Source organism: Salinispora tropica CNB-440 (assembly GCF_000016425.1).
GTDB classification, from domain to species: Bacteria; Actinomycetota; Actinomycetes; order Mycobacteriales; family Micromonosporaceae; genus Micromonospora; species Micromonospora tropica.
Genome location: NC_009380.1, coordinates 1 through 14,446, shown reverse-complemented (window position 1 = coordinate 14,446; position 14,446 = coordinate 1). Strand labels below are relative to the sequence as shown.

Annotated in this window: 10 protein-coding genes and 1 tRNA gene; 1 reads left to right on the top strand and 10 read right to left on the bottom strand. The window is 68.4% G+C overall.

Annotated features, from left to right (window positions below; genetic code table 11):
- Nucleotides 1-127 precede the first annotated feature (127 nt).
- From STROP_RS00055 to gyrB, 5 genes are all read right to left on the bottom strand, one after another.
- Complete coding sequence (locus STROP_RS00055) at nucleotides 128-496, bottom strand: VOC family protein (RefSeq protein WP_011903933.1); 369 nt, start codon at nucleotides 494-496, stop codon at nucleotides 128-130.
- A 223-nt stretch (nucleotides 497-719) separates the two neighbouring features.
- Nucleotides 720-793 (bottom strand) — tRNA-Ile (locus tag STROP_RS00050).
- 124 nt (nucleotides 794-917) lie between these two features.
- Nucleotides 918-1,844 carry a DUF3566 domain-containing protein gene (locus STROP_RS00045; protein WP_011903932.1) on the bottom strand — a complete coding sequence of 309 codons (927 nt, stop codon included), beginning with the start codon at nucleotides 1,842-1,844 and terminating at the stop codon, nucleotides 918-920.
- Between the two features lie 4 nt (nucleotides 1,845-1,848).
- Nucleotides 1,849-4,368 (bottom strand): DNA gyrase subunit A, encoded by a 2,520-nt coding sequence (gyrA, locus tag STROP_RS00040; RefSeq protein ID WP_011903931.1) that lies wholly within the window; start codon nucleotides 4,366-4,368, stop codon nucleotides 1,849-1,851.
- Nucleotides 4,369-4,499: 131 nt separating this feature from the next.
- The gene (gene gyrB, locus STROP_RS00035; protein ID WP_028569374.1) at nucleotides 4,500-6,446 is read right to left on the bottom strand and encodes a DNA topoisomerase (ATP-hydrolyzing) subunit B; all 1,947 of its coding nucleotides are present in this window, start codon (nucleotides 6,444-6,446) and stop codon (nucleotides 4,500-4,502) included.
- 495 nt (nucleotides 6,447-6,941) lie between these two features.
- Between gyrB and STROP_RS00030 the strand changes: the two genes are divergently transcribed.
- On the top strand, nucleotides 6,942-7,523 hold the full coding sequence (locus STROP_RS00030) for a hypothetical protein (protein WP_011903929.1): 582 nt from the start codon (nucleotides 6,942-6,944) through the stop codon (nucleotides 7,521-7,523).
- Here STROP_RS00030 and STROP_RS00025 read toward each other — a convergent pair.
- From STROP_RS00025 to dnaA, 5 genes are all read right to left on the bottom strand, one after another.
- Nucleotides 7,514-8,110: a DciA family protein gene (locus STROP_RS00025; RefSeq protein ID WP_011903928.1), complete on the bottom strand. Its 597-nt coding sequence runs from the start codon at nucleotides 8,108-8,110 to the stop codon at nucleotides 7,514-7,516. The two genes, STROP_RS00030 and STROP_RS00025, sit on opposite strands and share 10 nt — an antisense overlap.
- Nucleotides 8,100-9,233 carry a DNA replication/repair protein RecF gene (gene recF, locus STROP_RS00020; protein ID WP_011903927.1) on the bottom strand — a complete coding sequence of 378 codons (1,134 nt, stop codon included), beginning with the start codon at nucleotides 9,231-9,233 and terminating at the stop codon, nucleotides 8,100-8,102. The genes STROP_RS00025 and recF overlap by 11 nt, the downstream gene beginning before the upstream one ends.
- Nucleotides 9,234-9,249: 16 nt before the next feature.
- Nucleotides 9,250-10,221: a phosphogluconate dehydrogenase (NAD(+)-dependent, decarboxylating) gene (gnd, locus tag STROP_RS00015; protein WP_268987626.1), complete on the bottom strand. Its 972-nt coding sequence runs from the start codon at nucleotides 10,219-10,221 to the stop codon at nucleotides 9,250-9,252.
- On the bottom strand, nucleotides 10,163-11,296 hold the full coding sequence (dnaN, locus tag STROP_RS00010; protein WP_011903925.1) for a DNA polymerase III subunit beta: 1,134 nt from the start codon (nucleotides 11,294-11,296) through the stop codon (nucleotides 10,163-10,165). Before dnaN ends, gnd begins: the two co-directional genes overlap by 59 nt.
- Before the next feature lie 762 nt (nucleotides 11,297-12,058).
- Nucleotides 12,059-13,822, bottom strand: a complete 1,764-nt coding sequence (gene dnaA / locus STROP_RS00005) for a chromosomal replication initiator protein DnaA (protein ID WP_011903923.1) — start codon at nucleotides 13,820-13,822, stop codon at nucleotides 12,059-12,061.
- Nucleotides 13,823-14,446: the final 624 nt, after the last annotated feature.

Here is a 14,446-nt window from a genome sequence, read left to right as displayed (position 1 = left end):
CGCTCGACGTGCCGTCGGACCTACCCCAGGACCGTATCAGCCAGAAGCAAGGCCCGGTAAACGGGCCCGCAGACGCAGTGGCCCGGGACTCATCACCGCATCCCGCCCAACCGGCACCGCGGAGCGATCACTCTGGCCGATGGCAGACCGCCTCGACGTTGTTTCCATCCGGATCGCGGACGAAAGCACCGAAGTATGTCGGGTGATATTCCGGCCAGACCCGGGGCGCATGGAGCACCTCCGCCCCGAGCGCCACTGCGGCGTCGTGGAACGCCTGCACGGCAGCCCGGTCGGGCGCGGTGAAGGCGATGTGCGACTCGACTCCCCCGGGCGCGCCACTCAGCGGGCTGAGCCAGAAGTCGGGAGTGCTGCTGCCATAGCCGACCGCCTCCGGGAACTCCATCAGGCGATGCCCATCAAGTGGGGCCAGGACAGCATCGTAAAAGGCAAGACTGGCGTCGAGATCGCACACCTGAATGCCGAGGTGGTTGAGCACCGGACCTCCTCGAAAGCAAACCGACCGGCGGAAACCGGGGCCGGGAGCAACGGACGACGCCAGACTAGGGACGGGGTACGACACGTCCACTGCCAGGACAAAGAGAGGCCGACGGCCCTGAATTCCTGAACTGAATCGTCCGCCTGGCTACCGTCCCCTGACGAGCGGAGGAATCGGTGCTTAGAACGCTCGATCCTCGAAGATGTGAGGATCGGGTGTGAGGTGGGGCTAGCTGGAATCGAACCAGCGACCTCAGAGTTATCAGCTCTGCGCTCTAACCGACTGAGCTATAGCCCCGTGTTGCGACGAGCAAGGTTAACCCATCGGCCCGGCCGCCCCCAAATCGGGGGTGACCCCGGGCGTTCCGCGACAGGTGCGGTACCCGGGTCGCCGGCCGACGACCCGGGTACCGCTGACGTGCTCAGTCGCGCTCGGCGAGCGTCAGCTCGACACCGCCCACCAGGTCGGCGCAGACGTTGTAGACGAATGCGCCCAGCGTTGCCAGCGCCGTGAACAGCACGACGTTGACCAGGCCGATCAACGCGGAACTCAGGATCACGCCGCGGGCGGTGATCTGGAAGCCGTTGGTGTTCTGGCCGCCGCCCGCGTTGACCAGATCACTCAGGCTGTCGTTGACGCTGGCGAACACGCCCATCGCGTCCAGCGCCAGATACAGCACCGAGGTCGCGACCACGACGACGATGAAGAGCACCACCGAAACGGCGAAGGCGAACTTCATCACCGACCATGGGTCGATCCGCCGCAGGTTCAGCCGGGCCCGGCGCGGCCCGCGAGACGCGGCAGAGCTGACCGCGGTACGCGCCGCGCGTACCGCCTCACCGACCCGCGCCGCCCCGACGGCCGCCACCCCACTGATTCCCGGCGGGAGACTACCGCCCTGAGGCCGGCCAGCGGAGTTCGGCTGGGGGCGAGCGGTCCCGGTGACCCGCGGCTGGCTCCCGGTGTCACCGAATCGGGGGAGGCCGTTCGCACCACCCAGGGCGGCAGCAGTGCTCCCGGCGGCCGTGCTGGTCTGCCCAGCACCACCGGAGGTCGACGGCTGGGTGGCCGCGGAGGTCGTCTCAGCGGCGGCACCACTGGTCCGCGGTGTCTCGGCCTTCGTGGCCTCAGCCGGTTCCTCGCCGGGTTCCGGCTCCTCGGCCGGCTTGTCCGGCGGCGGGGCCATCCCCGGAGCCCTCGTGAACTTCGGGGCCGGCACGTCGGCGGGGACGGTGGCCCGGCCCACTGCCGCCCGCCCGGCGGCTGGGGCACCGCTCGTGGCGCCGTCCTCGTCGACTGGGTTAGCCGAGTTACCCGCGTTCCCCGACTTCGCCTGTGTCTCCGTCATGCAACTAGTCCTGTTCGTCAGGCTCGTCGGCATTGCGAGCAATCGCCACGATGGTTACGCCATCCGGAAGGTCCATCAGCTTGACCCCCATTGTGTTCCGGTCGCGCGTACGGCGTACAGGCTTCACCGGAGTCCGAATGACACCACCGTTACTGGTGATAGCGAAGAGCTCGTCGTCCGGGTCGATCACCACAGCACCGACCAGACCACCGCGCCGCTCGGTGATCTTCGCAGTCAGCACGCCCTTACCTCCCCGGCCCTGGACCGGGTATTCCTCAATCGGAGTACGTTTCGCGTAGCCGCCGTTGGTAGCCACCAGGACGTCCAGGCCGTGCCGGACGACCTCCATCGCGAGCAACTCGTCGTCCTCGCTGAACCGCATCCCGATCACACCCGAGGTAGCCCGCCCCATCGGCCGCAGCGCCTCGTCGGTGGCGTTGAACCGGATCGCCAAGGCGTTCTTCGACACCAGCAGGAGATCCTGCTCCGGCGCCACCAGGGCGGCACCGACCAGTTCGTCGTCCTCGCGCAGGTTGATCGCGATGATGCCGCCGGACCGGTTGGAGTCGAACTCCTCGAGCCTCGTCTTCTTTACCACTCCGTTCTTTGTGGCCAGAACCAGGTAGGGGGCGACCTGGTAGTCGGAAATCTCGATGATCTGTGCGATCTGCTCGTCTGGTTGGAAGGCGAGCAGATTGGCCACGTGTTGGCCCTTGGCCACCCTACTGGCTTCCGGGAGCTCATACGCCTTGGCCCGGTACACCCGACCCTTGTTGGTGAAGAACAAAATCCAGTCGTGCGTCGAGCACACGAAGAAATGGCTGACGATGTCGTCCTGCCGCAGCGAGGCGCCGCTGACCCCCTTACCGCCCCGCCGCTGCGAGCGGTACGCGTCCACCTTGGTGCGCTTCGCGTACCCGGTTCGGGTAATGGTGACGACGATGTCCTCGCGGGCGATCAGGTCCTCCATCGAGACCTCGCCGTCGAACGGAATGATCTGGGTACGCCGGTCGTCGCCCCACTTCGCGACGATCTCACCCAGCTCCTCCGAGACGATCCGCCGCTGCCGCTCCGGCTTCGCCAGAATGTCCTTGAAGTCGGCGATCTCCAGCTCGAGCTTCGCCAGGTCGTCGAGAATCCGCTGCCGTTCCAGCGCGGCCAGCCGCCGCAGCTGCATGTCCAGGATCGCGGTGGCCTGGATCTCGTCGATCTCCAGCAACCGGATCAGACCCTGCCGCGCGTCATCCACCGTCGGCGAGCGCCGGATCAGCGCGATCACCTCGTCGAGGGCGTCCAGCGCCTTGGCCAGACCGCGCAGGATGTGCGCCCGTTCCTCGGCCTTACGCAGCCGGAACGCCGTCCGCCGGCGGATCACCTCGATCTGGTGAGCGACGTAGTAGCGGATGAACTGGGCCAGGTTGAGCGTGCGCGGCACGCCGTCCACCAGCGCCAGCATGTTCGCGCCGAAGGTCTCCTGAAGCTGGGTGTGCTTGTAGAGGTTGTTCAGCACCACCTTGGCGACCGCGTCGCGCTTGAGCACCAGCACCAGCCGCATGCCGGTCCGGCCGGAGGACTCGTCCCGGATGTCGGCGATTCCGGCGAGCTTCCCCTCCTTGATCAGCTCAGCGATCCGCTCGGCCAGGTTGTCGGGGTTCACCTGGTACGGCAGCTCGCTGACCACCAGCGCTGGCCGGCCCCGCTTGTCCTCCTCGACCTCGACCACGGCGCGCATCCGGATCGAGCCGCGACCGGTGCGGTACGCGTCCTGGATCCCCGCCCGGCCGACGATCAGGCCGTGGGTCGGGAAGTCCGGACCCTTGACGATCCCCAGAAGGGCTTCCAGAGTGCTCGCCTCGTCGGCCTCCGGGTGCTCCAGGCACCACTGCACCGCCGCGCCGATCTCCCGCAGGTTGTGCGGTGGGATCTTGGTGGCCATTCCGACCGCGATGCCTTCGGAGCCGTTGACCAGTAGGTTGGGGATCCGGGACGGCAGGATCGTGGGCTCCTTGGCCCGCCCGTCGTAGTTGTCCTGCAGGTCGACGGTGTCCTCGTCGATGTCCCGCAGCATCTCCATCGCCAGCGGTTCGAGCTTGCACTCGGTGTACCGCATCGCCGCGGCCGGATCGTTGCCCGGCGACCCGAAGTTGCCGTTGCCATCCACCAGCGGGTAGCGCAGCGCCCAGGGCTGGGCCATCCGGACCAGGGCGTCGTAGATCGCCGAGTCGCCGTGCGGATGGAACTGGCCCATCACATCGCCGACCACCCGAGAGCACTTCACGTACCCCCGGTCGGGCCGGTACCCCGAGTCGAACATCGCGTAGAGGATCTTGCGGTGGACCGGCTTCAGCCCGTCCCGGACGTCCGGCAGCGCCCGCCCGACGATCACGCTCATGGCGTAGTCGAGGTAGGAACGCTGCATCTCCACCTCGAGCCCGACCGGCTCGATCCGGTCGTGCGCCACGACGGCGCCGGCGGTCTCGGGGACGTCGGGCTCGTTCGGTGTGGACTCGGGGGTATCGGTCACTTGTTAACCCTTATCAGACTCAGAGTCGCTTTTGTGCTGTGGATAACCGCTGTGGAAACCGGCCTGGCTGTGGATAACCCTGTGGATTCGCCAGGGTCGCGTCGACGATGGGCCGGCCGGACCCGAGTGGCTCAGATGTCCAGGAACCGCACGTCCTTGGCATTACGCTGGATAAACGAGCGACGAGCCTCGACATCCTCCCCCATCAGCACGCTGAACAGCTCGTCCGCGGTCGCCGCGTCGTCGAGCGTGACCTGCCGCAGGGTACGCGTAGCCGGGTTCATCGTGGTCTCCCAAAGCTCGGGATAGTTCATCTCGCCGAGCCCCTTGAACCGCTGGATGTCGTCCGGCTTGGCGTTGGGCTTCTTCTGCTGCCGCAGGGCGATCAACCCATCCCGCTCTCGGTCGGAGTAAGCGTACTGCGCATCGTCCCCCTTCCGATTCCACTTGATCTTGTAGAGCGGCGGGGCGGCCAGGTAGACGTGCCCCAACTCGACCAGTGGTCGCATGAAGCGGAAGAGCAGAGTCAGCAACAACGTCTGGATGTGCTGACCGTCGACATCCGCGTCGGCCATCAACACAATCTTGTGGTACCGCAGCTTCTCGATGTCGAAGTCGTCGTGGATGCCGGTGCCGAGCGCGGTGATCAGCGCCTGGACCTCGTTGTTCTTCAGGACCCGGTCGATCCGCGCCTTCTCCACATTGAGGATCTTGCCGCGGATCGGCAGGATCGCCTGCGTCCGCGGGTCGCGTCCCTGCTTGGCGGAGCCGCCCGCCGAGTCGCCCTCAACGATGAAGACCTCGCACTCGCGGGGATCGGTCGACTGGCAGTCGGCCAACTTACCCGGCATCGAGCCGGACTCCAGCAGCGACTTACGGCGGGCCAACTTACGGGCCTGCTGGGCGGCGACCCGGGCACGTGCCGCCTGGGATGCCTTGGTGATGATGACCTTCGCCTCGGCCGGGTTACGGTCCAGCCAGTCAACCAGCCACTCGTTGCAGACCCGCTGCACGAAACTCTTGACCGGCGTGTTGCCCAGCTTGGTCTTGGTCTGCCCCTCGAACTGCGGGTTGGTCAGCTTCACCGAGATGATCGCCGCCAGTCCCTCCCGGATATCCTCCCCCGAGAGCTTCTCGTCACTCTTGAGCAGCCGCTTCTCCGCACCGTACCGGTTGATGACACTGGTCAGCGCCGATCGGAAGCCTTCCTCGTGGGTGCCGCCCTCATGCGTGTTGATGTTGTTGGCGAAGGTGTAGACCGACTCGCCATACGACTCGTTCCACTGCATGGCGATCTCGACCGACATGCCGTCTTCCTCGGTGCCGAACTCGACCACCGACTTGTGAATCGAGGTCTTCGAAGCGTTGAGGTGCCGGACGAAGTCGGCGATGCCACCCTGGTAGCAGAAGGTGACCTCCCGCATCTTGCCATCGTCGCCCTCGTCGACTCGCTCGTCGAGGAAGTGGATGGTGAGACCGCGGTTGAGGAAGGCCATCTCCTGGAGCCGGCGGTAGATGGTCTGGAAGTCGAAGGCAACCGTCTCGAAGACCCTGGGATCGGGCCAGAAGGAGACCGCCGAGCCGGTGGCGTCGGTCGACTCACCCTTCTCCAACGGCGTCGGCTTCGAGTCCGTGTACGACTGCCGCCAGACGTAGCCGTCCTTCTGGATCTCGACGGCCATCCGGGTGGAGAGGGCGTTCACGACCGACACCCCGACGCCGTGCAGGCCACCGGAGACGGCGTACGCCTTGCCGTCGAACTTTCCGCCGGCGTGCAGCACGGTCAGTGCCACCTCGACGCCCGGCTTCTTGAGCTTCGGATGCGGGTCGACCGGGAAACCACGGCCGTTATCAGTGACCCGAACCCCGCCGTCGGCGAGCAGCACCACGTCAATGGTGTCGCAGTGCCCGGCCAGCGCCTCATCCACCGCGTTGTCCACGACCTCCCACACCAGGTGGTGCAGACCGCGTTCGCCGGTGGACCCGATGTACATACCGGGGCGCTTGCGGACCGCCTCCAGCCCTTCGAGGACGGTGATCGACTCGGCGCCGTACTCCTGCTTGTCCTGCGCTGCCACCCTCGGCCACTTTCTCGCGTCGGCCACGCCATTTGGCACGACCGGTCGCGGGGTTCGGCGGACAGGACGCGACGTCGGGCGCGCGGACCGGCACCGGAGAGTCATCCGGGCTGGGGGTCGAACGCGCCGGCCGCCGCGGTTGCCCGCGGATCGCGATCGGCTCGACCTGATGTGGGACGATGATCTCGGGCCCGGGCCGGCCCCGGGTTTCATCGCTCCGCACCGGGTCTTCGTCTCCGGCCAATCCTACTGGGCGTCGACGACAGAACCACCACTCGGCACCCCTTCCGCGGCGGCTGAGACCTTCATAGCCGGCCGACTGCTCCGTCCACGACTCCCCCCACGCGCACCGAGCCGGCCGTAGGCTCGCACCAGCCGGCGGCGACCCCGAGGTCCGGTGTGTCCCATGCCGCGATGAACACCGGCTTGATCTTTGCCGGCTGGAACCGGACGATCGACCCGTTCGTACGGACATGGCTTGAGAGGTGACACCAGATGGGGCTGGATAACGTCGTGGTGAACTGGCCGCGGACCGGCCGCTTCTACGACCCGGTCGCGCCGGCCGAGTTCGTGGACTTCGGCGAGATCGTCGACATGCCGCAGATCTCCGCGCCGACGGCCGCGCTCGCCGAACTGATCGCCAAGACCGGCACGGTCCGGGCGACCGCGTACACCGAACTGGTCGATCTGATCCTCGGCTTGGAGAATGTGCTCTACGCCACAGATCACTCGGCGGAAGACGAGGACCCGGTGATCGACCCGGACGGCTGCGGGTGGATCGCCGACGGAGTCGAGCGGTTCGTGGCCCGGCATCGAGCAGTCGGGGAGGCGGTCACCTTCGACACCGTCAGCGAGGTGCTCCGCGCGTTACTCGGCGACGGACGCCTGGCCGAACAGCAGCTGCGCTGGCTGGACAGCCGGCTGGACCGGCTCCGCGACGAAAGCGGGGATCCGCCGCAGTGGACCTTCACCTGCGCGGAGCTGAGCGTACTCGCCGCGTTCTACCGCCGCTGCGCCGAGCGGGGCTTCGCGGTCTACGCCGAGTCGGTGGCACCCCGCCGGGCCGTTCAGCCGTAGGTGTCCCGGGGGCCGCGGCCCCGCACCCGACGAGGGCCACGCGACCAGGACGGCGCGGCCGGACCGTGGATGTGTAGTCGGCGTACGACGTTGTGGCCCACCTCGCGGGCGATCTGTTGCAGCAGCGAGCCGGCGAGCAGCCGGAGCTGGGTGGCCCAGGCGGTCGAGCGTGCCTCCACGGTCAGCTCACCACCGTCCAGCTTTACCGGCCGGCTGTGCTGGGCCACGTCCGGGCCGACCACCCGTTCCCAGGCGCCAAAGACCGTCGCTTCGGCCGCCGGTTGTTGCCAGCCCCGGGCCTTCACCAGCCGGTCCAGTACCGCGCCGAGCGGCTGCGGGTCGCGCGGATCCGGCCCCGGGCCGGAGTAGCCCCGCGGCCGTCGCCCCCCACCGCTCGCCCCACCGTTGCGGCTGCGCCGTTGCGGCTGCGCCGCCTGACGCCGAGCCTTCGCCGCATCCAGCACGGCCCGTGCGAGTTGCGGCCCGGCCGGTTCTTCGGCCCCGCCAGTAGCCGCCGGGGCAGACCCGTCCGCGCCGGTCGCCGACCCCCCGCGGGGTCCGGCGGCGGGCACCACCTCATCCGACACGCTGTACCTCTCCCTCGCGGACAACGAATCGCGCTCCGCGCAGACGCGCGGGGAGATCCTCCTCCACCGCGCAGGTCACCAGGAGTTGGCTCGCGTCACCGACCAACTCGGCGAGGCGATCCCGCCGGCCGGTGTCCAGTTCGGCGAAGACGTCATCCAGCACCAACACCGGCTCGATCCCGTCAGCGCGCAGCAGGTCGTACCCGGCGAGCCGGAGTGCCAGCGCGAACGACCAGGACTCGCCGTGGCTGGCGTACCCCTTCGCGGGCAGTGGCCCCAGAGTCAGGGTGAGCTCGTCCCGGTGCGGGCCGACCAGGGTGGTCCCCCGCTCGATCTCGGCTGTGCGGCCGGCGGCGAGCGCGTCGCTCAGCGCCGCGGTCAGGTCCGCCCGGTCCGCGGTCGAACTGGCCAGCTCGACCGACGACCGGTAGGCGATGCCAGCGGCGCCCGCACCCGCGGCCACCGCGTCGTACGCCCGGTTGACGTGGGGGGCGAGCGCGGCGACGAGGTCGAGCCGACCCGCGAGCAACTCGGCGCCGTGCCGCGCGAGGTGGTCGTCCCAGACCGCGAGCGTGGAGAGGTCGCCGCCGCGGGTGCCACCGGTCTTGCGCGCCAGGTACGCGGTGCGCAGCAGGGCGTTCCGCTGCCGGACCACCCGCTCGTAGTCGGTCCGCACCCCGGCGTACCGGGGCTGTCGGAGCACCAGCAGATCGTCGAGGTAGCGGCGCCGCTGCGCCGGGTCGCCCCGGACCAGTTCCAGGTCCTCTGGGGCAAAGAGCACCAGCCGCAGGGCACCGAGGACGTCCCGGGCCCGCCGGGCCGGGGACCGACCGAGCCGGGCCCGGTTGGCCCGCCCCGGAACGATCTCCAACTCGACCAGTAGCTCCCGGCCCTCATGCACCACGGCGCAGCGAATGATCCCCGCGGCGGCACCCATCCGGACCAGCGGGGCGTCAGTGGCGACCCGGTGGGAGTCCAGGGTCGCCACGTAGCCGAGCGCCTCGATCAGGTTGGTCTTGCCGACCCCGTTCGGACCGACCAGGACGTTCGCCCCTGGTTCGAGGTCCACGCCGACCCGCTCGTACGAGCGGAAGTCGACGAGTTCCAGCCGGCGAACGTACACGGGCGGTGGGGGCCGGTCAGCGCTTGCGAACGGCGTGCCCGCCGAACTGCTGGCGCAGCGCGGCGACGGCCTTCATCGCGGGCGAGTCGTCCTGGCGGGAGGCGAAACGGGCGAAGAGCGCGGCGGCGATGACGTTCATCGGAACAGCGAGTCGGACCGCCTCGTCCACGGTCCACCGACCCTCGCCGGTGTCCTCCGTGTAGGGGCTCAGCTCGGCCAGCTTCGGGTCCTCGTCGAGAGCACGGTCGAGGAGGTCGAGCAGCCAGGAGCGGACGACCGTGCCCTCCCGCCACGACTTGAAGACGCCGGGGACATCGGTGACCAGCTCGGACTTGGCGAGCAGTTCGTAGCCCTCGGCGTAGGCGTGCATGAGACCGTACTCGACGCCGTTGTGCACCATCTTGGCGTAGTGTCCGGCACCGACCGGCCCGGCGTGCACGAAGCCGAATTCTCCGGCCGGCTTGAGCGCCTCGAAGATCGGCATCAGTCGGTCAACGTGTTCCTTGGCACCGCCGACCATGAGGGCGTACCCGTTCTGTCGGCCCCAAACGCCCCCGGAAACCCCGGCATCGACGTACCCAATGCCGCGCTCGTTCAGCCGCTCGGCGCGCGGGGCATCGTCGCTGAACCGCGAGTTTCCGCCGTCAACGATGATGTCGCCGGTGTCGAGCACCTCCGCCAGCTTGGTGATGGTCTCGTCGGTGACGGCGGCAGGGACCATGACCCACACTGCGCGGGGCGCGTCCAGCTTCTTCGCCATCTCCGCCAGGCTCGCGACGTCGCTCAGCTCGGCCTGGTTGTCGTACCCGATCACCTCATGCCCAGCGGCGCGCAGCCGCTCACGCATGTTGCCGCCCATGCGGCCGAGCCCTACCAGGCCGAGCTGCATTGTCCTTACCTCCGTGCGTCGTGGTTCGTCTCGGGTGCGATCAGCGGGAAACGCGGATCGGCATGATGAGGTAGCGATACCCGGGCACGACCTCGCCATCCTCGCCGACGGGAGAAATCACCGCCGGCTTGAAGGCGTCGACGAACGACAGAACGGCGAACTGGGTCCCCATGTTCGAGAGACCGTCGATCAGGTACTGGGGGTTGAAGCCGATGGTCAGCGGATCACCGCTGAAGGTGGCCTCCATCGCCTCGCTGGCGCGCGCCTCCTCGGTGCCACCGGCCTCGACCACCAGTCCGTCGTCGCTGAAGCTCAGCAGCACCGGAGTGGTGCGTTCGGCGACGAGCGCGACCCGCTTGACGACCTCGATGAGCGCGCTGACCGGGACCTGGGCCTGCGCGTTCTGGGTGGCGGGGAAGAGGGAGCGCACCGGCGGGTAGTTGGCGCCGTCAAGCAGTCGGCTGGTGGTGCGGCGGGGGCCGCCGACAAAACCGATCATGCCCTCACCCGCCGCTCCCTGGGAGAGCGCCATGGTTACCTGACCGCCGAGCGGCCCCAGGGCCTTGGCGGTGTCATGCAGCGTGCGGGCCGGTACCAGCGCGTTGAGGCTGATCTCCGGGTCTTCCGGGTTCCACTCGATCTCGCGCAGGGCGAGGCGGTAGCGATCGGTGGCGAGCATGGCCAACGTGCCGCCGGAGAGCTCCAGCCGGACGCCGGTCATCATCGGCAGGGTCTCGTCCCGGCCGGCTGCCACGGCTACCTGGGCAACGGCGGCGGCGAACGCGGCGGCGTCGATGGTGCCAGCGCTGACCGGCATCTCCGGGAGGGTGGGGTAGTCCTCGACCGGCATGGTGGGCAGAGTGAAGCGGGCGCTGCCGCAGACGAGTTCGAGATGAGCGCCGACCGCCGCGATGTCGACCGGTTTCGCCGGCAGCGCCTTGGTGATCTCGGCGAGGAGCCGGCCGGAGACCAGGGTGGCGCCGTCGGCGTCCCCCTGCACCTCGACGGTCACCTGGCTGGAGACCTCGTAGTCGAAGCCGGAGACCTGCAGGTTGCCGTCGGTGACCCGCAGCAGCACACCGGCGAGCACCGGCACCGACGGCCGGTTCGGCAGGCTTTTCGCGGTCCAGGCCACGGCCTCGGCGAGCGCGTCGCGCTCTACTCGGAACTTCATCAATGCCTCCGCGTCAACGTCAGCGCCAACTCTCTCATGCCGACCGCTGCCTGCCGACCCGCCGGGGCGTGCCGGTTCCCCTGGCACCTTAGGGCGCGTGGGCATCGGCGGTGCGCCCGACCCCACGCGTGTCCAGGTGCGGCTGACCGGCAGCGGCGGTCTACAGCCCGATCCACAGGAAGTCCAACGGTGATGATTGGTTTTTGTTGTCTTTAGAGATCTAACTCATCGTCTTCGTCGCACCTGTGCAAACTGTGGAGAACTTGCGTTGACGCAGGTCAGACCGGTAACCCACCGGTGGGTTACCTGTGGAGAAGCCGGGGGAAAACCCGGGCTGCCATCCACAGGCCGGAGTTACCCCCAGCCTGTCCACCGTTGTCCACCGGTTATCCACCGGTTATCCACGGACTTCATCCCCAGGCCTGTGGATCGTCTCTCGCGTCTCGACCCGGGTTATCCCCAGAACCTTCAACAACTTGTCCACACCCGGCCCGCCCTCGGTGGACAACGACACCGTTTTCCCCAAGCATCCACAGGGCTACCCCCAGGGTTATCCACAACCTGTGGATAACGAGAGGGTTGATGGCCTGGTGTTCTCCACCGACGCAACGGAGCTGTGGACAACGAGCGGGACTTCTTGGCGACGACCAGACACCCGCATCCGGCCCACCACCCCGATCCGGCGCCCCTCTTTCCGGTCCGGTGGGGTGTGGAGCACCGCGTACGCCACTGCGGCGCCGGTTCAGCGGTGCGGCGTACGGCTCAGGTGTTCTGCTTGATCCGGTTGGTCAGCTCGGCGATCTGGTTGTAGAGCGACCGGCGCTCGGCCATCTGCTGACGGATCTTGCGGTCGGCGTGCATGACCGTGGTGTGGTCGCGGCCCCCGAACGCCTGTCCGATTCGGGGCAGCGACAGGTCGGTGAGCTCCCGGCACAGGTACATGGCGACCTGGCGGGCGTTGACGAGCACCCGCGAGCGGGAGTGCCCGCGCAGGTCCTCCAGACTCACCCCGAAGTAGTCGGCGGTGGCAACCATGATCTGGTCGGCGGTGATCTCTGGCCCGGTGCCGTCCGGAATGAAGTCCCGCAGCACCTCCTCGGCCAGCGACAACTCCACCGATGACCGGGTGAGGCTGGCGAACGCGGTGACCCGGATCAGCGCACCCTCAAGTTCTCGGATGGAGTTCGACACTCGGGACGCAATGAACTCCAGTACGTCCGGCGGGGCGAACAGCCGTTCCTGGGCGGCTTTCTTCTGGAGGATCGCGATCCGGGTCTCCAGGTCTGGCGGCTGGATGTCGGCGAGTAGGCCCCATTCGAACCGGGTCCGCAGCCGGTCCTCCAGAGTCGCCAGCTGCTTCGGCGACCGGTCGGAGGTGATCACGATCTGCTTGTTGGCGTTGTGCAGTGTGTTGAAGGTGTGGAAGAACTCCTCCTGCGTCCGCTCCCGGTTCTCCAGGAACTGGATGTCGTCGATCAGGAGGATGTCGACGTCCCGGTACCGGCGCTGGAAGGCGCTGGTCTTGTCGTCGCGCAGCGAGTTGATGAAGTCGTTGGTGAACTCCTCGGTCGAGACGTACCGGACCGAGTTGGCGTTGCCGAGCGTCGTGGCGTAGTGGCCGATCGCGTGCAGCAAGTGCGTCTTGCCCAGCCCTGAGCTGCCGTAGATGAACAGCGGGTTGTACGCCTTCGCCGGTGACTCGGCGACCGCCACCGAAGCCGCGTGGGCGAATCGGTTCGACGAACCGATAACGAACGTCTCGAACATGTACTTCGGGTTGAGCCGGTTGCCGCCGCCGTCGGCGGGTGCCGGTGGCCGACGGTCCTCGCGGCCACCCGGTCGGTGGTCCACCCTCCCCGGCCCGCTGTCGGTGCCGAGTTCCCGGGGCAGGGCCCGCCCCCCGTGCTGGTCCGCCCCCTCTGCTCGGTAGTGGGCCTCGAACGGGCGTTCGGTCACCGGTGGGCCCAGCCGGGCCTGCTCGTCAACATCGTGACGCTCGCCTCGGGGCGGCCCGGCGAAGGCGGAGCTGAACAACGGCTCCTGGCTGTCCCGGGACATCGGCGTCGTCTGCTCGCCGTACGAACCAGCGGGCGCCGCAGTGCGGCGCTCCGGTTGGGCCTGCCCGGGGATCAGCGGGAACCTGTGGTCCACGCCGTCGTCCGGGCCCCCTCCCGCGGCGCGGTCGGTGGTGTCGCCGGGCAACGCGCCGGTCTCCGGGCTCGGGGCGCTGTGGTAGATGGTGCCGGCCGGGCGGCCGGGGGCGTCTTCCGGTGCTCGCACCGTGACCGCCACCTGGATGGGGCGCCCCAGCCGGCGGGTGAGGGCCTCGGTGATCGCCGGGCGGAGCCGGGACTCGATGACATCTCGGGTGAAGGCGTCCGGGACGGAGACGAGCGCGGTGTCCTCGACGATGGCGCGGAGGCGGGTCAGTCGCAGATAGGCCCGCTGCTGGGCAGAGACGATCTCGTCGGCCAACTCGTCGGTCGTTGCCGTCCACACCGCGGCGAGGTCGGTTGTATCCGTCACCGTCGTGCCACCCCCTCGCCTCTGTTCCCGGACGCCGCCGTCCTCCCCGTCGGCCGTCCCGGGCCCGCCGCGTTCACGCGGCGCTTCCCACCCCGGCTGGCCGACCGGTTCTTGTCCACAAGTTATCCACAGCCTGTGTGGGTACCGATTGTGGCCGCCCACGGAATGTGGGTCAGACCTCCCCCCGGTACGGGCGGGCGCTGAAGCGGGTCACCTTGCCGAACGATCCACCGCCCGATTCGGTCTTGCCTGCCGGCAGCGACCCACAGCCGGACTGGCCCCGGGCTTCCGACAGCCACTCACCGCGATCCGGGCCAACAGCCCTTCACCGCAATCGGGCACGGTAACAGCGATGTCCGGACGCCATCAACAGCGGACGTGCGCCGACCGTCGGCGGCAGCAGCGGAAACGTCGGAACAGCCGGCGCCGGGCCGGCAGGTGGGAGCGTTGACGCTCGTTGTGCCCCTGCGTACGCTGGAGCGGCTGCTCTCTCACCCTCTGCTAGGGTGGTGGATGCTTGCTGTCCGCAGCGTCGGGCAGCGTTGATCGGGGGCGCCGCGAAGGTGTTCCGGATCATGACATGGTTCGGATCATGACACGACCCGGATCGTGACACGACCTGAA